16 protein-coding genes are annotated in these 22,678 nt (G+C 31.0%); 9 read left to right on the top strand and 7 right to left on the bottom strand.

What is annotated here, in order from left to right:
* The first annotated feature begins 16 nt into the window (after nucleotides 1–16).
* The 5 genes from N5D90_RS04540 to dinB all read left to right on the top strand — a co-directional run bounded on the left by N5D90_RS04540 (nucleotide 17) and on the right by dinB (nucleotide 9,868).
* Nucleotides 17–721 (top strand): bifunctional 2-polyprenyl-6-hydroxyphenol methylase/3-demethylubiquinol 3-O-methyltransferase UbiG, encoded by a 705-nt coding sequence (locus N5D90_RS04540; protein ID WP_114999779.1) that lies wholly within the window; start codon nucleotides 17–19, stop codon nucleotides 719–721.
* A 152-nt stretch (nucleotides 722–873) separates the two neighbouring features.
* On the top strand, nucleotides 874–1,311 hold the full coding sequence (locus N5D90_RS04535; RefSeq protein WP_180904758.1) for a hypothetical protein: 438 nt from the start codon (nucleotides 874–876) through the stop codon (nucleotides 1,309–1,311).
* Between the two features lie 21 nt (nucleotides 1,312–1,332).
* Nucleotides 1,333–6,366, top strand: a complete 5,034-nt coding sequence (locus N5D90_RS04530; RefSeq protein ID WP_280061712.1) for a DUF4132 domain-containing protein — start codon at nucleotides 1,333–1,335, stop codon at nucleotides 6,364–6,366.
* Nucleotides 6,367–6,501: 135 nt separating this feature from the next.
* Nucleotides 6,502–8,769 carry a cation:proton antiporter gene (locus N5D90_RS04525; protein ID WP_280061711.1) on the top strand — a complete coding sequence of 756 codons (2,268 nt, stop codon included), beginning with the start codon at nucleotides 6,502–6,504 and terminating at the stop codon, nucleotides 8,767–8,769.
* Between the two features lie 19 nt (nucleotides 8,770–8,788).
* Nucleotides 8,789–9,868 (top strand): DNA polymerase IV, encoded by a 1,080-nt coding sequence (gene dinB / locus N5D90_RS04520; RefSeq protein WP_180904761.1) that lies wholly within the window; start codon nucleotides 8,789–8,791, stop codon nucleotides 9,866–9,868.
* A 368-nt stretch (nucleotides 9,869–10,236) separates the two neighbouring features.
* Here the strand turns inward: dinB and N5D90_RS04515 are convergent, their stop codons facing one another.
* The 6 genes from N5D90_RS04515 to N5D90_RS04490 form a co-directional block, all read right to left on the bottom strand.
* Entirely contained in the window at nucleotides 10,237–12,825 is a 2,589-nt protein-coding gene (locus tag N5D90_RS04515) for a T9SS-dependent M36 family metallopeptidase (RefSeq protein WP_280061710.1), read from the bottom strand.
* 117 nt (nucleotides 12,826–12,942) lie between these two features.
* Nucleotides 12,943–13,830 (bottom strand): Ppx/GppA phosphatase family protein, encoded by an 888-nt coding sequence (locus N5D90_RS04510; RefSeq protein ID WP_280061709.1) that lies wholly within the window; start codon nucleotides 13,828–13,830, stop codon nucleotides 12,943–12,945.
* Entirely contained in the window at nucleotides 13,820–15,886 is a 2,067-nt protein-coding gene (gene ppk1, locus N5D90_RS04505) for a polyphosphate kinase 1 (protein ID WP_114999774.1), read from the bottom strand. Before ppk1 ends, N5D90_RS04510 begins: the two co-directional genes overlap by 11 nt.
* Nucleotides 15,883–16,368, bottom strand: coding sequence for a histidine phosphatase family protein (locus N5D90_RS04500; protein ID WP_114999773.1), 486 nt, complete (start codon nucleotides 16,366–16,368; stop codon nucleotides 15,883–15,885). The genes ppk1 and N5D90_RS04500 overlap by 4 nt, the downstream gene beginning before the upstream one ends.
* Nucleotides 16,369–16,460: 92 nt before the next feature.
* Nucleotides 16,461–16,892 carry a thioesterase family protein gene (locus N5D90_RS04495; RefSeq protein WP_280061708.1) on the bottom strand — a complete coding sequence of 144 codons (432 nt, stop codon included), beginning with the start codon at nucleotides 16,890–16,892 and terminating at the stop codon, nucleotides 16,461–16,463.
* A gap of 23 nt (nucleotides 16,893–16,915) precedes the next feature.
* Nucleotides 16,916–17,950, bottom strand: coding sequence for an AI-2E family transporter (locus N5D90_RS04490; RefSeq protein WP_114999770.1), 1,035 nt, complete (start codon nucleotides 17,948–17,950; stop codon nucleotides 16,916–16,918).
* A 113-nt stretch (nucleotides 17,951–18,063) separates the two neighbouring features.
* On the opposite strand from N5D90_RS04490, the gene N5D90_RS04485 reads away from it, so the two are divergent.
* The 4 genes from N5D90_RS04485 to N5D90_RS04470 all read left to right on the top strand — a co-directional run bounded on the left by N5D90_RS04485 (nucleotide 18,064) and on the right by N5D90_RS04470 (nucleotide 21,958).
* Complete coding sequence (locus tag N5D90_RS04485) at nucleotides 18,064–19,083, top strand: isoaspartyl peptidase/L-asparaginase family protein (protein WP_114999768.1); 1,020 nt, start codon at nucleotides 18,064–18,066, stop codon at nucleotides 19,081–19,083.
* A 37-nt stretch (nucleotides 19,084–19,120) separates the two neighbouring features.
* Nucleotides 19,121–19,903, top strand: coding sequence for a hypothetical protein (locus N5D90_RS04480; protein WP_114999766.1), 783 nt, complete (start codon nucleotides 19,121–19,123; stop codon nucleotides 19,901–19,903).
* A gap of 84 nt (nucleotides 19,904–19,987) precedes the next feature.
* Nucleotides 19,988–20,563 carry a hypothetical protein gene (locus tag N5D90_RS04475; protein WP_280061707.1) on the top strand — a complete coding sequence of 192 codons (576 nt, stop codon included), beginning with the start codon at nucleotides 19,988–19,990 and terminating at the stop codon, nucleotides 20,561–20,563.
* 129 nt (nucleotides 20,564–20,692) lie between these two features.
* Nucleotides 20,693–21,958 (top strand): acetyl-CoA hydrolase/transferase family protein, encoded by a 1,266-nt coding sequence (locus N5D90_RS04470; protein ID WP_114999763.1) that lies wholly within the window; start codon nucleotides 20,693–20,695, stop codon nucleotides 21,956–21,958.
* Nucleotides 21,959–22,028: 70 nt separating this feature from the next.
* On the opposite strand, the gene N5D90_RS04465 is transcribed toward N5D90_RS04470, so the two are convergent.
* Nucleotides 22,029–22,646, bottom strand: coding sequence for an N-acetylmuramoyl-L-alanine amidase (locus tag N5D90_RS04465; protein WP_114999761.1), 618 nt, complete (start codon nucleotides 22,644–22,646; stop codon nucleotides 22,029–22,031).
* Nucleotides 22,647–22,678: the final 32 nt, after the last annotated feature.

Below are 22,678 nucleotides of genomic sequence, written 5' to 3'. Positions count from 1 at the left end.
TAAAAATAAAAATAACATGAAAGACCTTTTCGGACAGGCAATTTTAGATTATCAAACCAATCATTCGCCCGAAGATCTCTATACCGAAACATCAATTTCAGAATTAGATGTGATGCCAATTGATTATCTTTTTCGAGAATATGATGATATGCCAATTTTAGAGCAAAAAGCATTGGATTTATCAAAAGGAAAAATCTTGGATGTTGGTTGTGGAGCGGGTTCTCATTCACTTTATTTACAAGAAAAAGGGTTGGATGCTTTAGCAATTGATATTTCTCCGAAAGCGATTGAAGCTTGTTTATTGAGAGGAATCAACAATGCAAAAGTTCAGAATTTCCTTGAAATCAATGATGCTGAGAAATATGACACGATTCTATTTTTGATGAACGGAACTGGAATTTTTCAGAATTTAGTTTTAATCAATGTTTTCTTGGATAAAATCAAAAATTTATTAGCCGAGAATGGTCAAGTTTTGATTGATGGAACCGACATTATTTATATGTTTGATGAAGACGAAGATGGTGGAAAATGGATTCCAAGTAATGGAAATTATTATGGTGAATTAGATTTTACGGTTCATTATAAAGGCGAGCAAGAAGAACCTATTCAATGGTTGTATTTGGATTTTGATACATTAAAAAATGCGTGCGAATATCATCAACTAAAATGTACAAAAATAAAAACCGAAGGAGATTCTTATTTAGCAAAAATCACTTTGTAAAAAATCTTTTCGATAAGAAAATACAAACTCATTAATTCATCAGAATTAGTGAGTTTTTTTGTGTTAAACATTAACTAATTTTAGCAAAAGTTTAATCTTTCTAAAAGGTTATTTTTATTAATTTTAGAAAACTCATACTAACACAAACTTATATGAAAACTATTCACGTCAATGTGAAACAATTGGGCAAAAAACATCCAATTCTTGCCGAATTACCTATACAACTTAATACAACAAAAGATACAATTTCTGTTCATGAGCTTCTTGATTTTATAGTTCAACAACAAGTTGAAGAATACAATCAAAAACCGATAGAAAAAGAAGATATTGATACAGAAAAACTTCCTAAAGAAAACTATTTACCACTTCTAATTGAATCAGGTAAAGTAAGTTTTTCTAGTATTTATAACGAAAACAAAGCTGATTTATCCAAAGCACAAGAAACAGCAAAACAAGCTTTTGAAGACGGAATGTTTGCGATTTTCTTAGGAGAAGAACAAATAGAAGATTTAGCTGAAGAAGTTTCATTAACAACTAATCAATCTTTTACATTTATACGACTTACTTTCCTTGCTGGAAGCTACTGGTAGAACGAACAAAACTCAAAACATATGCCTACACTTATTGAAATTTTGACTCCATTTGAGACAAAAAACAAAACGAAAGAGCTAGAAAAAAAATTAAAAAAATCCTCAGAACTTTCTCTTTTACCTAAATCTATCAAAAAAGAAGTTGCCGAATTAGGATTATTAATTCTAAAAGGTAACACGGATTATTACTCAGAAATTGATTACGGAACCAAACAATTTTTCAAATTAAAAGAATTAATTTCTGACAATATCTGGGAAGATAAAAAATACTATAAATTATTAGAACTTTTTTATGGTGAAGAATTGGCTCCTTATGTAAAAAATAGTTGGAACAAAATGTCTCAACATATTTACCAATCGGGATATTACAGACGATCTTTTCGAGCACCTAATCAAAAAGATTACATTCTTGTCAAGCAGATCAATTTTCTACGAAATTTATTGACAAAACCTTCTCAATACACTTCCGAAGGCTATAAATACTATGATTTACCAATTGTTGAGCAAATTAGATATTCTTCTGACATCGGTATTAATGATAGTTACACATTGATTTGGTCTGAAATGATTGACCAAGGAAATCAACAGATTTATCAATTAATGGAAGATATTATTTACGGAAAAGATCCTACAGGAAAAGTTTCACGAAATATTATCAAAGCTTTATTAAATTCTCATAAACCTGAAGCTTGGGAATTGGTTGAAAAACTTTTGCTTTCTGCACAACGACAAGAAGGTTTGCGACAAACAATTCTCGAAACCTTAGACGAAACAAGTGTTGGCGCATTACAATCGTTGATAAAAGTTATTATTAATGAAAAATTAGCTCGCTTTTCTTCTGTTGTTCGCGCTGTAGATACGTGGACAGGATTAGGTTGGGAAGCTGAAAAAGAAACAACAATTCGTAATATCTTAGCTTTTGCTGATCAATTTTTGACTCATCCTGAAACCATAGAAAAAGGAATAGAAAGTAAAAACAACAACGAAGTTTATATGGCGCTTTGGTCGCAAGGTGTAACAGATATTGATATTTCATTAAACTATCTAGATAAATTACTTGAAAAAGGAACAATAGAAAAAAAATGTTTGGCTTTAAAATTTGCAAGCGAAACTTCTATTTACGAAAAAGAAATAAGGCTTTATAATAAAGCTTTAGACGAAGTTAATTTACAAGTTTTCTCTTTCTTTTTACCACGAATGATTTCTGTAACTTCATCATTCAAATTTCCTAACGATGATACTTTAATCGGTCTTTTTGATAAAGTTTTACATCTTGCAGAAACAATTCAAGAAAAGGAAAAAACATTCGAAGGAAAAGTATTTTCTTGGTTAAATACAAAATTCTCGAAAGACGATTTATATTCAGTTGCGATTAATTTAATTGGAGAAGACCAAACAAAACTTGAACGAATTCTAGCTCTATTTGATCAATTAAGTCTTTCGTTACGCGAATCTTTAACGCGTTTGGTTTTAAAAGATTTTTACAGTTATTCATATTATTATATGGATCAGAAAAAATCGACAACTAAAGTTTCTGATTTTCAGCGAGAATTTGCATTAAAAGTAATTAAAGATCGAGGCGAAAGTATTGTTGCTTCTGCTTTAAATACATTAAAACATTCAGAATTAAATCAACAAGAAATTGAATCGATTCAAGATTTATTTAAAAGAAAAAGTGCCAATCTTCGCAAACATTTAATTCAATTAATTCTTCTTCAAAATGATGAAATCATTTCAACTTTTACGCAAAATTTAATTGAAAAAGGTGATGCTGAACAGCGTTTGGCGGGATTAGACATTTTATTACAATTAAACAAAGAGAAACGTGCTACTGATTTTATAAAACAAACTGTCAGTTCTTTTAACGAGCGCAAAAAAATCACTGAAAAAGAAACTATTCTTTTAAAACAATTAGATCCAAAAAGTTCTAACGATATTTTATCTATAGAAAATGGTTATGGAATTTACAATCCAGCTAATATTACGCCATTCGAATTACCGAAATTGGATAAAGATTCGGTTTATTTGAAATATACAAAGAAGAATAAATACGGTTTTTCTAAGTCTGAAAACGAAATTGTTAAGAATTTAGAACAATTGAAAGATCTTTATCTTCAAAATAAAGATTACGAATATGAGTATGAAGATTGGAACAATAGCGTAATTACAGATTTGTTGGGAAATAGTTTTAATCCTTTGAAACGAAATACTCAAAACTTAACTGCTGACGAAAAATTTGCAAATTATCCGTTACATGAAACGTGGGAAAAATGGTATTTAGACAGCAAGTTAACACCTATCGATCTTTATTTATTGACGATGGAAGAAGAATGTGATCGAAAAGTTTGGCGAACTATTTTAGAAAATTATGTGTTCTATAACAAAGGAAAAATTCCAAATCCTTTAAAAACTGATTATTATTGGAACAATCCTTTAAAATCAATTTTGTTTATTCTTCAAGAAAAATTCCCGTTTGAAGATGCAAATAATTTCGTTATTGATGCAACAATTCAATTGTTTTCTGCCTTACCAAAAGACGTTATTAATTATCAAAGTAAAAGAGATAAAAACAATTATTATTACAACGAAGAATTTGGAAATGGTTGGCAAAACGAACGCTTTTTTGATGTTTTTCTGAACAAAATAAACCTTATCAATCTAGAAAAAGATGATGTCCAAAAAGTATGGAATATCTACAGATGGCGTCAATACAATGGTTTAGAAGAAAATATAAAATTTAATAAACCACCGCTTTATATTTATTGTTTAGCTTATCAAAATAAATTCATCACAAAAGATGAAATGTACGAAGGAATTCTAGATCCTGATTGTATCAATGAAATCACAAGTGATCGAAAAAATTATCGTTACCAAGGAAGTAAAACCATGCAAGAAGATTTTCCTTTCTTAACTGAAATGATTGAAAATATTCGAGAAAAATTTTTAGATGTTGAATTAAAACGTGGAGATTCTAATACAAATGTCACGCAATTTGTTCAAAGTTTTGAGCATATTTATGGAATAAATCGTTTTGTTGAAATTTTAGATAAACTTGGAAAAGCTAAACTTTTCAAAGGATACATTTATTCTTGGCGTTATACGGATGTTACAAAACAAAAGTTATTTAGTTTCTTAATTAAACGATGTTTACCACTAGAAACTGATACGCAAGAAGAATTCAATCAATTAGTAAAGAAAGCTAAAATTTCAGAAAGTCGTTTAATAGAAGCTTCTGTTTATGCACCTCAATGGCAAAAATTAGTTAGTAATTATTTAGATTGGAAAGGTTTAGACGCCGCGATTTGGTGGATGCATGCACATACAAAAACATCTGGCTATCAAGCTGAAAATGCTGAATTAGAAAGTGAAGTTGCAAAATATTCCTCAATTGATATTCAAGATTTCAAAGATGGGGCGGTTGACAAAGACTGGTTTACAAAAGCATATAAAGAATTAGGAAAATCGCGTTGGGAAATTTTGTACGAAGCTGCGAAATATATTTCTGACGGAAATGGACATCGTAGAGCAAGACTTTATGCAGATACTTTGACAGGAGATTTAAAAATTAGAGAAGTTACAGCCAAAGTAAAAGATAAACGAGATCAAGATTATTTGCGTGTTTACGGTTTGGTTCCATTGAGCAAAACAAATGCAGAAAAAGATGTTTTATCGCGCTATGAATATTTACAACAATTCAAAAAAGAAAGTAGAGAGTTCGGATCGATGAAACAAACAAGCGAAGCTTTAGCTTTGCGAGTTGCTTTAGAAAACTTGGCAAGAAATGCAGGTTATCCAGATCCTATTCGTTTAACTTGGGCAATGGAATCTCAACAGGTTCAGCAAATTTTATCAAAAGATACACAAGTCGAAATTGATGGTACAACAATAGGTTTGATTATTGATGAAGACGGAAAAGCAGATTTGGTAACTTTTAAAGGAGATAAACAATTAAAATCTATTCCACCAAAACTAAAGAAGGACAAAGCAGTTGTAGAACTTACCAATTATCGTAAAACATTGCGAGAACAATTTACTCGTTCGAGAAAAGGTTTAGAAGAAGCGATGATTCGTGGAGATGATTTTTTATTTTCAGAAATTGAAAATCTTTTTTCACATCCAATCATTTCAAAACATTTAGAGAAATTAGTCTTTATTTCAAGCAAAAATACAATTGGTTTTTATGTAAATGGACAATTAAAGGACGCAAAAGGGAATTTACAATCTATTGATTCTACAGAAATGTTCAGAATTGCTCATTGTTATGATTTACATCAAAATTCTGTTTGGATTGATTATCAACATTATTGTTTTGATCAAAAATTAAAGCAACCTTTTAAACAAATTTTTAGAGAATTATATATTCCTACAGCAGATGAACTAAAGGAAAAATCTATTTCTCGTCGATATGCTGGACATCAAGTTCAACCAAAACAAACATTGGCTTTATTGAAAACACGTGATTGGAAAGTTGATTACGAAGAAGGTTTGCAAAAGGTTTTTCACAAAGAAGGTTATCAAGTTAAGCTATATGCTTTGGCAGATTGGTTTTCTCTTGCTGATGTCGAAAGTCCAACTTTAGAAACTATCGAATTTCACTCATTAAAAACACATAAAAATATTCCTTTCGAAGAAATTAATCCTAGAATTTTCTCGGAAGTAATGCGTGATATTGATTTGGTTGTTAGTGTAGCTCATGTTGGCGGTGTTGATCCTGAAGCAAGTCATTCTACAATTGAAATGCGAACAGTTTTATTAAATGAAACGACTCGATTATTCAAACTGAAAAATGTCGAAACAAAAGGAAGTCATGCTTACATAAAAGGAGAAATGGCAGAATATAGTGTACATTTAGGAAGCGCTGTTGTGCATCAAGTACCAGGTTTGTATTTATCTATTTTACCTGTGCAATCGCAACATAGAGGTCGAATATTTTTACCTTTTGCTGATGATGATCCTAAATCTGCAGAAGTCATCTCAAAAGTTTTATTATTAGCAAAAGATAATGAAATAAAAGATCCAACTATTTTAAGTCAAATAAAACGAGAAATAAACTAAATAAAAAAAGCGAAGAGTTTTTATCTCTTCGCTTTTCTTTTTACAAAAAATTGATAATAACATCAACTTAATCAATCACTAAACAAATCATTATCCGTAAAAAAGCTTTAATTTAGTACAGATTAAACGCAATTTATGGAAGAACACTTGCCAAAACTCATTACCGATCTTGGATTAATTCTTTGTGTAGGCGCTGTGACGACGCTTATTTTCAAACGCATCAACCAACCTCTTGTTTTAGGTTATATTATTGCTGGTTTTTTGGTTGGACCACATTTCGAATATATTCCGTCCGTTGCAGAAGAACATAATGTGGAGATTTGGGCGAAAATTGGTGTTATATTTCTGCTATTTAGTCTTGGTCTCGAATTTAGTTTCAAAAAATTGCTCAATGTTGGTGGTTCTGCCTCCATCACTGCAATTGTTGAAATTATTTGCATTGTAACCATTGGTTATTTTGTTGGTCGATTTATGAATTGGTCTACAATGGACAGTATTTTCCTCGGCGGTTTATTAGCAAGTTCCTCTACAACCATTATTATTAGAGCGTTTGATGAATTAGGATTGAAACGAAAAAAATTCGCGAATGTCGTTTTCGGAATTTTAATTGTAGAAGATATTGTAGTCATTTTATTAATGGTTATGCTTTCTACAATGGCTGTTAGCCAGCATTTTAACGGAGCAGAAATGATTAATTCTTTCGTTAAATTAGGTTTCTTTTTAGCGGTTTGGTTTATTGGAGGAATCTTTATTATTCCAACTTTTCTACGTTCAATTAAGAATTATTTAGATGATGAAACTTTACTAATTATCTCAATTGGGTTATGTCTTGGAATGGTTTATATCGCTGATAGTGTAGGTTTTTCAATAGAATTAGGTGCATTTGTAATGGGTTCTATTCTAGCTGAAACTGTTTATGCAGAAAAAATCGAACATAATTTTCAATCTGTAAAAAATCTATTCGCAACAATTTTCTTTATTTCTATTGGAATGATGATTGATCCGGTTTCGATGTACGAACACAAATGGGCAATTTTGATTGTGACCTTGTTGACGATTTTCGGAAAGTTAATTTTTACCACTTTAGGTGCTATAATTTCAGGACAACCGCTAAAACAATCCGTACAAGTAGGAATGAGTATGGCACAAATTGGTGAATTTGCTTTCATCGTTGCTGGTTTAGGACTTTCTCTTGGTGTAACAAGCGACTTCTTATTTCCTGTTGCAGTTGGTGTTTCAGCAATTACAACATTTACAACACCTTATTTAATAAAATCATCTGACAAAGTTTATACTTTATTGGAAAAAATTCTTCCGCAAAAATTCATTCAAGGTGTTGAAAATTATTCATCTGATACACAACATATTCAAAACGAAAATAAATGGAATAAAATCATCAAACAAACGGTTTCAACAATTTTCATCAATGGAATAATCATTATCGCAATCACATTAATCATAAAAAGCTACGTTTTATTCTTATTAACCGATTGGTTTACCTATTTTGGCGCAAGTTTGGTCAGCCTTACATTGACATTTGTATTGTGTATTCCATTTATTTGGGCAATTATTGGAAATCGTCCAAAAAGAGAAATTATCCGAGAGTTTTGGGATGAATCTAATTACAATCGTGCACCAATTATTGCAATTATTTCTATACGTTTAACTTTAGTTGTTGTTGCTGTAATTTTTATTTATAACCAATTTTTTTCAAGCACAATTGCCTCAATTATTTTGGTTATTGGATTATTGATTACTATGTATTTTCTTTCGAAATATTTCAATCAATTTTACAATTATATTCAAACAAAATTCATTTATAACTTAAATGAACGTGAAATTTTGACCAAAAAAATTGAAGAGAAAAAGAAACAAGATAAATTTCAATATACTTGGGATAACACACATATTTCGGATATGATTGTTCCACAAAATGCCAATTTTATTGGTGTTCCTTTGGGTGAATTGGATTGGCGAACAAAATTTCAAATCAATATTGCATACATCAAACGTGGTGATCGAATTATTCAAACTCCAAATTCTGAATCAGTTTTATATCCTTTCGATAAAATTGGAATTATTGGAACGGATGAACATATTCAACGATTTGAGAAGTATTTGCAAATTATTGGTGAAACTCCTCCAGAAAATAATGATCTTAAAAATACAGATAATTTTACGTTGGATAAAGTAGTTATTCCGAATGATTTTTGTGTTTTGGAACATAAATCGATTGGTTGGGTAAAAGATACGGCAAAAGGAATTGTGGTTTCGATAGAGCGAGATGGAAAAATGATTCATAATCCTGATCGAAATGTACCGATTGAATTAGGCGATTATTTGACAATTGTTGCCGATAAGAAAAACTTAAAAAACTTTATTCAGGAGTATCATTTAAAATAAAAGCGAGTAATTTTGCAAGATGCAACGTAAGATTATTCACATCGATATGGACGCTTTTTTTGCTTCTGTTGAACAACGAGATTTCCCCGAATTAAGAGGAAAATGCATTGCTGTTGGCGGAAATGAAGAACGTGGTGTGATTGCTACCGCTAGTTACGAAGCCAGAAAATATGGCGTCGGCTCTGCAATGTCTTCTGTTGTTGCAAAACGCAAATGTCCACAATTAATCTTTGTAAAACCTCGATTTCAAGTTTATAAAGAAGTTTCGAATCAAATTCGTGAAATATTTCTTGAATATACTGATTTGGTCGAACCTTTATCTTTGGATGAAGCTTTTTTGGATGTAACAATTAACCATAAAAACATCGAAATTGCAACGGATATAGCAAACGAAATCAAACAAAAAATAAAAGAACGAACAAATTTGACTGCTTCAGCAGGTGTTTCGTTCAATAAATTTTTAGCTAAAATTGCTTCGGATTACAACAAACCTGATGGACTTTATGTAATTACACCTAAAATGTCTGAAAGTTTTATTGATCAATTACCAATCAAAAAATTTCATGGGATTGGAAAAGTAACTGCCGAACGTATGCAAATGATGGGTATTCATACAGGTTTAGACTTGAAGAATCTAGAATTAGAAAAACTCTTACGCGAATTCGGAAAATCTGGTAAATACTATTACAATATTGTTAGAGGATTAGATTTTAGAGAGGTCAATCCTACTCGATTGCGAAAATCATCTGGTTCAGAAACAACTTTTAGCAAAGATTTAGAAACATTAGAAGAAATGCAAATCGCTTTATTTCCACTAATGGAAGATGTTTGGAACTTTTCCTTAAAAACATCAATTTATGGAAGAACAATAACTGTAAAAATAAAACACAATGATTTTTCGGTTACTACAAAAAGTAAATCAGCTTCATTTCCAATTAAAAATAGAGACCTTTTTGATCAAATTTGTTATGATTTATTAACTGAAGGTTACTCCTCAGAAAAACCTGTTCGACTATTAGGTGTTGCTATTTCAAATTTATCCAATAATCAAAAAAAATTCGGAACTCAACTTGAAATTCCTTTTAGAGAAATTATATAAATTCTTTAAACAATTTTATAAATTCCGAAATAATAAAATTTAAACAACTGATTTAAAATAAATTAACAATATTTTAAATCAATACATTTTATTTACTACTTAGATTTATTTTTTACTACCTGTAGACACTTTGATGATAGTCTACATTTTTTAGTTTAGTATTTATTCAAGACATTTGTACCAACAAACAACATCGTTTGTAATGCTTTTAAGATTACTAACCAACAACCAAACTAAAAAGCTATTTTGATAAATCTAACCAGTTTATCAAAACAACCTAAACCAATATCAATTATCTAAACCAAATTAAAAAATCCATCTCAAAAATTGAGATGGATTTTTAGTTTTATTTATTTTGAAACTAAAATTTAGTTTTTAATCAATTTTTTTGTAATAGTTCCATTACCTGTTTCAAATTTTAAGATGTAAATACCTTTTGGTAAATTATCAGTGGAAACTGTTCCTTTTTGACCATCAAATTTTACATTAGAAGTTGAAACAACTTTACCTGTCATATCAACAATATCAACTTTGATATCATTTTTAATAGATTTATCAACAATGTAAACTACATCCTTAGCTGGATTAGGATACATTTGGAAAGTAGATTGTTTAACATCAGAAGTAGCTAGTTTACATTCTAATACATCTGTTGGAGGCATATCGAAAGCTTCAGTGCCATCAGTTCTACTGTTAGAACTACCTTGTTTTGCACTATAACCTAAACCACGATCTGAAAATGCTTCCCAAATTTCACATTTATTAACTCCATTGTTTAATTGCTCGTCAGCTTTAAGAATAGCATCACGACCATCTACAAATCCAGGAGAACAAGGTTGTAACTTAAGACCTGTCATTACTAATTGTAAAGCCATATTATTACCTGCTTTACCATTGTATAAGTCTGGAGAGAAACCATATTTATTAACCATTTTCCAGTTTAAATCCCAAAGCATAGAAGCCCATACGTAACCAGTATTGTGAGGAGAATCAGAATTACCATAAGTTTTTAAGAATCCATATCTAGCAGGATTAACTGTCATATCAGTCGAATAAACTGTAGGACGAATTCCAACACCTTCTTTCTTTTCACCTACAGCAAATGTTCCTATTCCTCTTTTAGTAGTACTTATATCAGATGGCAATTGAGTAATCATCAATCCAAAGAAATCAGACCAACCTTCACCCATTTGTTCAAGATTATTCAAACAGTTAGCATTTGTGATTGGACCAGTCAAACGATTAGAAATTCCATGTCCATATTCATGTGCAATAATTCCGTTATCTAAACTTCCATCAATAAATGATTCATCTGGTTTTAATAAAGATCCATTAACGACTACTTTATTTTGCAATTCTTGCATAATTGCATCTCCATCTGCTTTACTAATAGAAATTGCTGGAATTGTAATTGTTGTATCATCTCCAGACATATTAATCATCCCATCTACATTATTTACAATAATAGCAGCTTTAGCTCCAGCATTCTGAGCATTTTTTACTTTTATAGCAAAAGAACAATCTCCACGGTATATAATTGCTATCTTATCATTTACTTCTGCAGCATTTGTGATTGTCCCACAACCATCATAAGGCGTACCTGTCGTTTCACTTTTTACAATTAATGCAAGATCTCCAGTTAAAGCAGTAGAAGTTAATGTACCTCCCCAAGTAGGAACAGTAGCTTGATAACTACCAGCTATATTAGCAGGACTATTAATAATTAATGGTTCTGGAGTTTTATTCCATAAGTACATTGCCATTCTTGGAGATCTTCCGTCTGCAGGTGTAGCAAAAGTAGCATTGTTAGTGTACCCTAACGACACTCCTGTTTGTGCCAAGGCTACAACATCATCATTACCTGTTCCTCCTTTATCAAAATTAACTTTTTGAAAATTTCCATTAGCCTCTGTAAAACCATAATTATAGAAAATATCATGCATCATATTGTTCATATAGAACAAATTAGTGGTTGCACCTTCCCAATTAGTATAAGGATGGTTAGACAAATTCATTGGAAAATCAAAATTCAGATCATTTCCTCCATCAGCATAATCAGTATCTTTGATTGTCACTGTATTTGATATAGAATTATAAGTCTGATATCCTTTAGAATCATGATCTCTAACAGCTCTTACATTGTTTCCTTCTGTTCTTGTTTTTACAGTTGATTCTGCTGTGTTATGCCAACCATTCGGTGATGCAGTTGCATTTGAAACAGAAAGATCAGCAAATGATCTTCCTCCACGATTAGGAGCCTCTAAAGGTAATTGGTAAACATTGTATTGTGGTGATGCTACATTTTTAACATCTGCATATAACCAATCCCAATCAGCTTTATTAAATGTAGCTAAATTCTCATTATGAAAAGCTCCATGATCAAAACCACAGCTTAATGTGTTGTTATGTTTTTCTAAAATTGCACCATTCATTGCGTTAACAATAACATGAATGATATCATTATGGTTATCTTTTACCAATTGATAACTAAATGCATAACTTAAAATTGCTTGGTTTTGGTCATTAATATAATAAACCAATTCTGAAGAATCATCTTTCGAAAAATATACGCCATTTTGGTCTATTTTTGAATCTGAAAAAGATTTTAATCCTTCTGATTGAGCTACTTTATTTAAAGCATCGTTAAAATTTAAAGATGGAGAAATATCTGCATTCTTTAATGATATATTAAAATTTTCTGATGAAGTTTTAGAAATAACCTGTTTATCCTTTATTATATATGTTGAATAACTGTTATAAATTGGAATACCTTGGAAAGTTCTTTGTGTGTAAACCCTTTGATTAAGATCATCATTGATTGTTTGAGCAAATTTGTACTCAACATTACCTGCTATTGCCTTTGCTTCATAATTATCTACAATTTGCTCTGCCGTTTGGGCATAAGCAGACATAGATAAAAGAAACGCAGAAAATATCAGCGTTAAATTTTTCTTCATTATATATTGTGTTAATTAATTGAGAAACTAAATTAAGTAATACATTTTAAAGAAAAAATTTGTATTTTATAATCGATTTAACTAATATAAAAGGCCAGACTAATCTGACCTCTATATTTATTTCTCTAAATCTTTATATACTTTTCGAATAATTCCGTCCGAAAGTCCAATTTTCGGAACATGAATTTTCTTTGCATGCGACCATTTTAGTACATTGTTGTAAATTTCCATGGCATAAACCACTACATCGGCGCGATCGGGTTTCATGTTGAAATTCTGCATACGTTCTTCAGCAGTCATTGTTTGTAAAATTTGATAATGTTTTTTTACATACATGCTACTCAAAGGCATTCCTAGTTTTACGCCAGAATATTTGTACACATGGTTGATATTTCCTCCAGAACCAATTAATTCTACTTCATCATGACCAATGTTTTCATGAATCCATTCTTTCATTTCGTTAAAAGTATTTGGCGAAACTTTATTTTCTAACAAACGTACAGTTCCTACTTCAAAAGATTTTGACGTAAAAACCTTATTATCTTTTAATAACGTTAATTCGGTACTACCACCACCAACATCTACATACAAATAGATTTTTTCGTCTTGTATAAAATCACCTAATTCCGTATTAAAAAGTAATTCAGCTTCGGTTTTTCCATCTATAATCTCGATGTTAATTCTAGATTTTTTCATCACTTTTTTTACAACATCTTTTCCATTTTTTGCTTCGCGCATGGCAGAAGTTGCATAAGCTTTATAAATTTCAACATCATAAACCTTCATCATTAATGCATAAGACAACATAGCATCACAGATACGATTTATATTTGTTTCGGAAATTTGTCCATCAATAAAAACGTCGTGTCCCAAACGAATTGGCATTCTCACAATACTGGTTTTATTAAAAATTGGCGCACGACCTTCTTCTTCGTAAACATAATTAATCAACAATCGCATGGCGTTAGATCCAATATCTATTGCTCCTAATTTTCTAATCTTCATTTTCTTGTTCGTTTAATTTTTTAAAATATTCGTATGTCGTAAACTGAGAGCGGTTTGGTTTTTTATTGTTTCGTTTGTATTCTAAAGAAGATTCAGCCGTTATTTGGCGACCTTTTACATTATCTTCAAAACTCAAATTAAATGTATCCATAACGATTTTTTTGAATTTATGATCGTAAATCGGGCACGCAACTTCCACACGATTATCCAAATTACGTTCCATCATATCTGCCGAGGAAATATAAACTTTGTCATCGCCCGCATTCTTAAACCAATACACACGTGGATGTTCCAAAAATTTATCAATAACGCTGACACATTCAATATTTTCGGAAAGATTTTTAACTCCAGGAATCAAACAATTAATTCCACGCACAACCAAACGAACTTTTACTCCTTTTTGAGAAGCTTTATACAATAAATCAATGATTTGTTTGTCGCTTAAACTGTTCAGTTTCATGTTAATTTCTGCAGGTAAACCAGCTTGATGATTTTTGATTTCTCGTTTAATCATCTTGACAATTTTTTTACGCGTTCCATAAGGTGAAACCAGTAAATGATTGTACGTTAAGTTCAAGTAATTAGCTCCAAAAAATTTAAAAATCTGTTCAACATCCTTTGTTATTCCCGGATTAGTTGTGAAATATGTATAATCTGTATAAATTTTTGCTGTTCCTGCATGAAAATTTCCTGTACTGATAAACACATATTTCTGTGCCAACATTCCTTCTGGTTTACGTTCGATATAACCAATTTTTGAATGTACTTTCAGTCCCGGAACTCCAAAAATAACATTCACACCAGCTTCTTGCAATTTTTTCGACCACATCGCATTATTGGATTCATCAAATCGCGCACGAAGTTCCAAAACAGCTGTTACTTCTTTTCCGTTCATCGCCGCGTTTATCAACGAGTGCATTACTTGCGAATCTTTTGCAACACGATAAATAGTAATTTTTATTTTGGTTACTTTCGGATCAATTGCGGCTTCACGAAGAAATTTTAACAACAAAGAATAATCATGATAAGGCGCCATCATCATTTCCTCATTTTCCGTAAAAGCTTGAAAATAACTGTTATATTCAAAAGGTTTTTTCTGAATAATTGGCTTTATTTTTTCATACGTTAAATTAGGAATATCAAAACTTGGAAAGCTCATCAAATCTCGTTTGTTGTGATATTTTCCACCAGGGTTGATACTATCATATTCGTCTAATCGTAATTTTTTTAAGAAAAATTTCAACGTATCTGGTGCAATTTCAGCATCATAAACTAATCGGACAGGAACTCCTTTTTTACGATTTTCTAAACTATTAATGACTTTTTCTAATAAACTATGTTCCAAATCATTATCAAAATCAAGTTCGCTATCTCGCGTAATTTTGATGGAATGAGCTTCAATTGTTTCAAAATCAAACATTTTGAAAATATCTTTCAAATGAAAACGAATAATATCTTCCAAATACATGACATAGGTATTTTGATCATACTTTGGAAGCACAATAAAACGCGAAAATAAATGTGTTGGAACAATCAAAAGTGCATATTGAATTTTATCTTTTAATTGCATTTTTACCGCTAAATAGAACGACCCATCGCGTAAAGGTGGCGCTTTTTTGATGTCATCTAAAATAAAAACTCCAACTGTATGAATAAATTCGCTGTAAAAATATTCGGAAATAAATTCTAAATAATTCTCAGGAATTGATTTATCATCAATCACAAAAATATTGTAATTCTCTAATTCTTTGAATAATTGATTATGCAAATCATCGTACTGAACGCGCTGTTGACGCACAATTTCATTGATTTCATCGATCAATTCTTCGTCCGTTTGATCTGGCACAATATTTTGATAAACGATTTCTACATCTTTGAACTGTATCGAGCGTAAAATTGTAGAATATCGAACCGAATAAAATTCATCTAAATTGTTCGAATAAATTCCTAAAAAACGAATTCGTTCTAACAACGGAACTGTTTCGTCAGAAGCTTCTTGCAACACGCGCGCATTGAACGAAAGCCAACTGATTTCGCGGTTTATATATTTTTTCATTTAATTTCTTTAGGTAAAATTATTTTTATGGTTTTTCCTTTTTCTATTGATTTCCAATTATCCGAATCAAACTGTATCCAGACAAATCCAGAAGTCGAAAGATTGTAAATCATTTCATTTCCTAACTGATTGGTAATATCTGTAAACGCAGGATTATGTCCAAAAATAAGAACATTTTGTAATTCATTGTCTAAATTTCTAATCCATTTATCCAATAAATAATGCGAAAACGTATACAAATCATCTTCGATATGAATGGTTTGATTGGGAAACAAAATAGGTTTGACAAGTTGAGAAGTTTCTTTTGCTCGAACTGCTTTACTCGAAAATATTTTATCAAATTTCAATTCAAAATTTTGATGAATATAATTCGCTATTTTCTTCGTTTTGAATTCACCAATCTCTGTGATAGAACGAAATTGATCTGAAACATTTTCGTTCCATTTACTTTTTGCATGACGCATTAAAAACAAATTTTTCATAACGCAACGAGTTTAAAAAGAAAAAGTAGTTAAATCTAATCATTATCTAACGAAAAGACTTAACTACTGTTGTATTTTTTTAGGATTATTTTCTAAAGATTACCTTCGTAATTCTTAAAATCATTTTTTACCCAATCTGGCAATTCCATTGATTTTTTCTCTTCCATATCGTACATCACTTGCGTACTTTTTCCGATACAATGAATAACATCTTCGCCATTTTCGCTTTTACTTGTGACAATATATTCGAAATCGAAACTCTTGTTTCCTAATTTTGATACACGCACACCAATACGAGGTTCTATCGCATTTGGACGTAATTCTTTTTGGTAACTTGCTTCCATATGCGCAATAACAAACATGTGACGCGTCCAATGCCATTTTTTGCTCGAAGCCATCATATAATAAGCTCTACCAGTCTGAAAATATTCGAAATAAAATACGTTATTTACATGACCAATTGGATCAAAATCGCTCCAACGTTGTTCTAAAGGCTTAAAGAATTTAAAGTTTTCTATACTCATTTTTAATTGGTTTTTAATAATAATTAATCTTCTGGATTTGGATCAATAAATTCGTATTTGTACAATTTGACTAACCAAAAGAATACTGAAAATAAGATTGGTCCGAAAATAATTCCAATAAATCCGAATAAATTTATTCCAACGATTACTCCAAAAATAGTAATTAATGGATGAACATCCGCCATTTTTTTCTGTAAAACTAAACGAATCAAATTGTCTGATAATCCAACAATAACAAAACAATAAATCAATAATCCGATCGCTTGTCCTGTATCACCGCTTGCTAATAAAAATAATGCCAAAGGAACGTAAATTAAGGCTGCTCCAACTACTGGTAACATCGCCGCAAAAATCGTTAGAATAAACCATGTAAAGGCATCATCAACTCCAAAAATAAGATATCCAATGTAGGCAATAATTGCTTGTAGAAAGGCTGTTAACGGCATACCTACTGCATTAGAAATGACCAAATCTTTCAAATCTTTGTTCATCTTCACTAAATTACTTGTTTTAAGCGGAATAGTTCTGTAAAACCAATTTTCAAGTTTTTGATGATTCATCAACATAAAATACAAAATAAGGAAAGCAACCCCCAACTGAACTGTCATATCCATTGAAGCATTCAGTGTTTTTTCTAATAATTTCCCTCCAACTTGAGTTATTTTTTCAATGTTAGTCGCACTAAAAACATCAATATGAAATTTGGTTTGCAACATTTCAATAATTTTATTGACATCTTTTTTAATTTGAGCTGTGTCATTTAATAGCACCATAACCTTATTCGTTAACATTTGAATTAATAAATAAAGAGGTCCTATAATTAGAATTGCACTACTAATCATTAAAAAGATTACACTTCCTAATTTGTTCCATTTTTTTACTTTAACTAACCATTGCAAAGGATTCAGGAGCAAAACGTACAAACACAAAGCACCAAGAAAACCTGGAAAAAAAGCCAATAAATTTTTGGTAATTAATCCAAAAACTAAAAGTATAATTGCAATAAAAGCTAATTGCAATAAAATGTTATTAGAGAGATAGTGTTTATTAGAGTTCATAGGTATTTATTTGTTTAATAACAGTTGTTGATATTTCGTTATCAAATTCAATGCTAAAAATAGTTAATTTCTATAAACTTTTCTATTTTTAGGCGTTGAATAAAATTTTACACATGAAAAAAATAGTTGGTTTAATCTTATCCGTTTTGACGATGACGACATATGCACAAACGAAACAAGACAAAGTTGTTTTGGTAATTCATGGTGGTGCTGGTACAATTTTGAAAAAAAATATGACACCCGAAAAGGAAAAAGCGTACCGAGATGCTTTAGCTGAATCTTTGACAAAAGGCTATGAAGTCATCAAACAAGGTGGCGAAAGTGAAAATGCGGTGATAGAGGCTATAAAAGTAATGGAAAATTCGCCTTTGTTTAATGCTGGAAAAGGAGCAGTTTTTACACATGAAGGTAAAAATGAATTAGACGCTTCGTTGATGATCGGAAATACAATGCAAGCTGGAGCTGTGGCTGGAGTTACCACGATTAAAAACCCTATTTTAGCAGCAAAAGCTGTTTTACAAAATTCTGCTCATGTGATGATGGTTGGAAAAGGAGCAGAAGAATTTGCTCAAACTCAAGGTTTAGAAATTGTTGATCCAAGTTATTTCAAAACAGAGGAACGTTGGAATTCTCTTCAAAAAGTTTTAGAAAAAGACAAAGAAAAAATGGAATTAGACCACGATGCTAAAACACAAGCGTATGTTCCATTCAATTTTGTTGACGAAAAATTTGGTACAGTTGGCGCAGTTGCTTTGGATAATAAAGGTCATATCTCGGCAGGAACTTCGACGGGCGGAATGACAAACAAACGTTTTGGGCGTGTTGGTGATTCGCCAATTATCGGAGCTGGAACCTATGCAAATAGCGAAGTTGGTGTTTCGAGTACAGGTTGGGGTGAATATTTTATAAAAGCTGTTGCGGCATATGATGTTGCGGCTTTGATGAATTACAAAAAACTTTCTTCGAAAAAAGCTGGTGAAGAGGTTATCAAAAAAATTGGTGATTTAGGTGGCGATGGCGGAATGATTATTTTAGATAAAAATGGTCAAGCAAGTTTTCCTTTTAACACTGCCGGAATGTATCGCGGAAGTATTACGCAATCAGGTAAGATAACTATCGAAATTTATCAATAAATTTGGAACACATTATTAAAATAAAGATATACAATACATGATAAAACAAATTTTACTTACAGCCACTGTTGTTCTTGCAAATTTTGCAACAGCGCAAGTAACCTCTATGATTAATGATAAAAATGTAGATGCTTCGACAAAAGTATATGGAATGGCTCCTTTAAGCGATGAAACAAAGGCTTATGAGAAGTTTAATTTTATGTTAGAAAATGCTGCGGCTATACAATTAGGAAAACCAATTTTGGAGTACGGATATCAATCGTCTACTTTTCAAGCACAAGATAATGGAGTGATGATTTATATGGTAAAAGATAAGAAAATTGTCGATCAATGGTTGGTGAATCCTGCGTTGTACAATGTTTTTCACGATGGAATTCCATATTCTTATGATGCCGATAAATTAGCTGTTCTTGCTGATAAATATCCGTTGATTTATAAAGAAGAAAAACGTCAATATAAAACCGAAAAAGAATATCAAAAACAGCGTCCTGCTTTGTTTGCTGATCCTTATAATTTGATTATTACAGAGCCAGATTTTACATACGAAGGATATTTTGATGTGCAATTTCCACAAAACGAACAATTCAAAAGTTCTGAAGCTGCGATTGCTTATTTAAAACCAATTGTGGAGAAATTGACAAAAAAGAAATTTGATATTAATTATACAATTACTGAAAAAAATATTTTAGATCGTACACAATTTACAATAACAGTTGCGGGAGAAGAAAATATCTACAAAAAAATAAAATTAGATAATCTGCAAAAAGGAGATTGGCAATCATTAAGTTATGAAGCTTCGATTTTCCGAAAAGCAAATTAATAGTAAGAAAAGGTTTTTGAAATAATCAAGAACCTTTTTTTTATCCACAAAGATTCGTAATTTGAGTCTTTAACCCAAAGAAATATGAATTCTAACTTCTATAAAATATTACAACATTCAAAAGAAAATCAATCAATTATTGCCGTTTACAATGATCCCGAAGGAGACAATTTTTGGGCTGGATATATTTTAGATTTTAATGACGAATTTTTTACGATGCAACACATTTCGAAATATGGTAAAAAAGATGGAATTTTAATCGAACCTTATTTCAAAATTAGTCGAATAGATGTTGATGATTACTGCAAATGTCTCAATTATTTGAAAGAACATCACACCGATTTGGATCAAGAAAATCCAATTACATTTAATGCAACAGCAGAAGAAAATTGGGTTCGTCAAATTTTAGGCGAAATAAATGATCAAACCGAATATGTCACACGTATTCAATTAAATAACAATAGTCGTTTTGCAGGTTTTATTCGAAATTTAACTGAAGATGATTTCGAGTTGAAATGTATTGGTTCGGAAGGAACAGACGAAGGTTCTTTATATTTTCAGATTGATGATGTTTCGTCGATTCGTGTCAATGATTTAGAAGCTCGCAGAAGATTATTTTTTTATAATTATCACCGTTCTATCGACTTTTTTGATGAATAATTTTTATCAAGAAAAACGCAAACTACAATTCCAATTATTAGGAATAAAATTTGATTAGATTTTGATGAAAAATATCGTTTTTTATAAAGCATCAAAGCCTTTATTTTGCACGATTATTAAAATCTACTTATGAAATATACTTCTGCAACAGAAGCTGTAAAAGAAATCAAATCTGGCGATCGTGTTTACGTTCATGCAGCTGCGGCTACGCCTACATTTTTGGTGTCAGAATTATCGAAGAGAGCGCATGAATTGAGAGATGTAGAATTTTGTCATATTCATACAAGTGGAAATGCAGAATATGCAAATCCTGCTTATAAAGACTCATTTTTTGTCAATTCTTTTTTCTTGGGAGCTAATGTTCGTCACACGATAAAAGAAGGAAATGGTTCGTATTTACCGATTTTCTTTAGCGAAATGGGAAAAGTGATTCGAACTGAATTGAATGTTGATGTTGTTTTAATTCAGATTTCTGAGCCAGATTCTCATGGTTATTGTTCTTTAGGGACTTCTGTGGAGAATATTAGAGCGGCAATTGAGACTTCTCGTGTGGTTATTGCGCAAGTGAACAAATATATGCCACGCACATTTGGTGACGGAATTTTACATATTTCGACTATCACGCATTTAGTAGAACATCATCAACCGTTAGATATCTTGGATAATGGAAATATTACGGATGAAGAAGCTAAAATAGGGAATTATATTGCTGAATTAATTGAAGATAAAAGTTGTTTACAATTAGGGATTGGTTCTATTCCAAATGCTGTTTTGAATAATTTGAAGAATCATAAAGGTTTAGGAATTCATACTGAATTATTTTCAGATGGAATTGTTCCATTGGTTAAATCTGGCGTGATTACAGGCGAACACAAAAAATTATTGAAAGGTAAAATTGTTTCAACTTTAGCGCATGGTTCTCAATTGTTATATGATTTCATTGATGATAATCCTGGCGTAGAAATGCGCGATGCTTCTTTTACAAATGATCCTGTGAAGATTAGTCAGAACAATAGAATGGTTTCGATTAATTCGGCTATTGAGGTAGATGTTACGGGGCAAGTAAGTGCAGATTCAATTGGTTCGCGAATATTTTCTGGTGTTGGAGGGCAAGTTGATTTTATATACGGATCATCTTTAAGTAAAGGTGGAAAATCGATCATTGCATTAACGTCAACAACAGCAAAAGGTGCAAATAAAATAGTACCTTTCCTAAAACAAGGTGCGGGAATTGTGACGACAAGAGCGCATGTAAATTATATTGTAACGGAATATGGTGTAGCAAATTTATTCGGAAAAAATATTAGACAACGTGTAAAAGCAATGGCTGAAATTGCGCATCCAGATTTTAGAGAACAAATCGAAAAAGAATATTTTGAAGCGATTTCTTCTTAAAAATATGATATTGATAATTTAATGAAAATACAAAAGCCTTCTAATTTAGAAGGCTTTCTTTATTGCATTATTAATTCTTCAATGCTTCAAAAATTTTATCTGCTATTTTGGGGTAATTACTTTCGTTTGTTAAGATTTTTCGGTCATCGTCATTTGTCAAATAACCGATTTCAATCATAATAATTGGAACTTGTGAATCTCGTAATATTTTAGAATTTGTTTCAACAATTCCTAAGTTTTCAAAACCTAAAGAACTTATACTTTTTCCAATTTTTTCGCCAAGTATTTTACATTCTTCGAAAGTAGGATTCAATGGAGAAAGGTGAATTTCTGTTCCTTTTTTCGAATCTTTTACATTATAATTTGCGTGGATTGATAAAACCAAATCAGGTTTTATTTCATTAATCATTTTCGCACGACTTGTATTGATGATTTGTTCGTCACCTTTTCTCAATAATACAAAGTCAACATCTGTAAAAGGATTTTTTTGTTGAATAATTTCTGCAATTTTCAGCGCAATATCTTTTTCCTGAAATTCATCTTTTTTTACACCAGTATCTGTTCCTCCGTGTCCAGCGTCCAAAAGGATTACGCGCTTTGTAGAAGATGTTTTATTTTTGATAAAATTTGTTTGCGCAAAAAGACCTGTTGTTAATATTAAACAAAAGATCTGAAATAGTTTTTTCATGGGTTGTTCAGATTAAATTGACCAACTTTAAG

The organism is Empedobacter sp. GD03797, assembly GCF_029842105.1.
Taxonomy (GTDB): Bacteria; Bacteroidota; Bacteroidia; order Flavobacteriales; family Weeksellaceae; genus Empedobacter; species Empedobacter falsenii_C.
The sequence above is the reverse complement of the archived record's forward strand: the minus strand, read 5'-3'. Positions and strand labels throughout refer to the sequence as shown.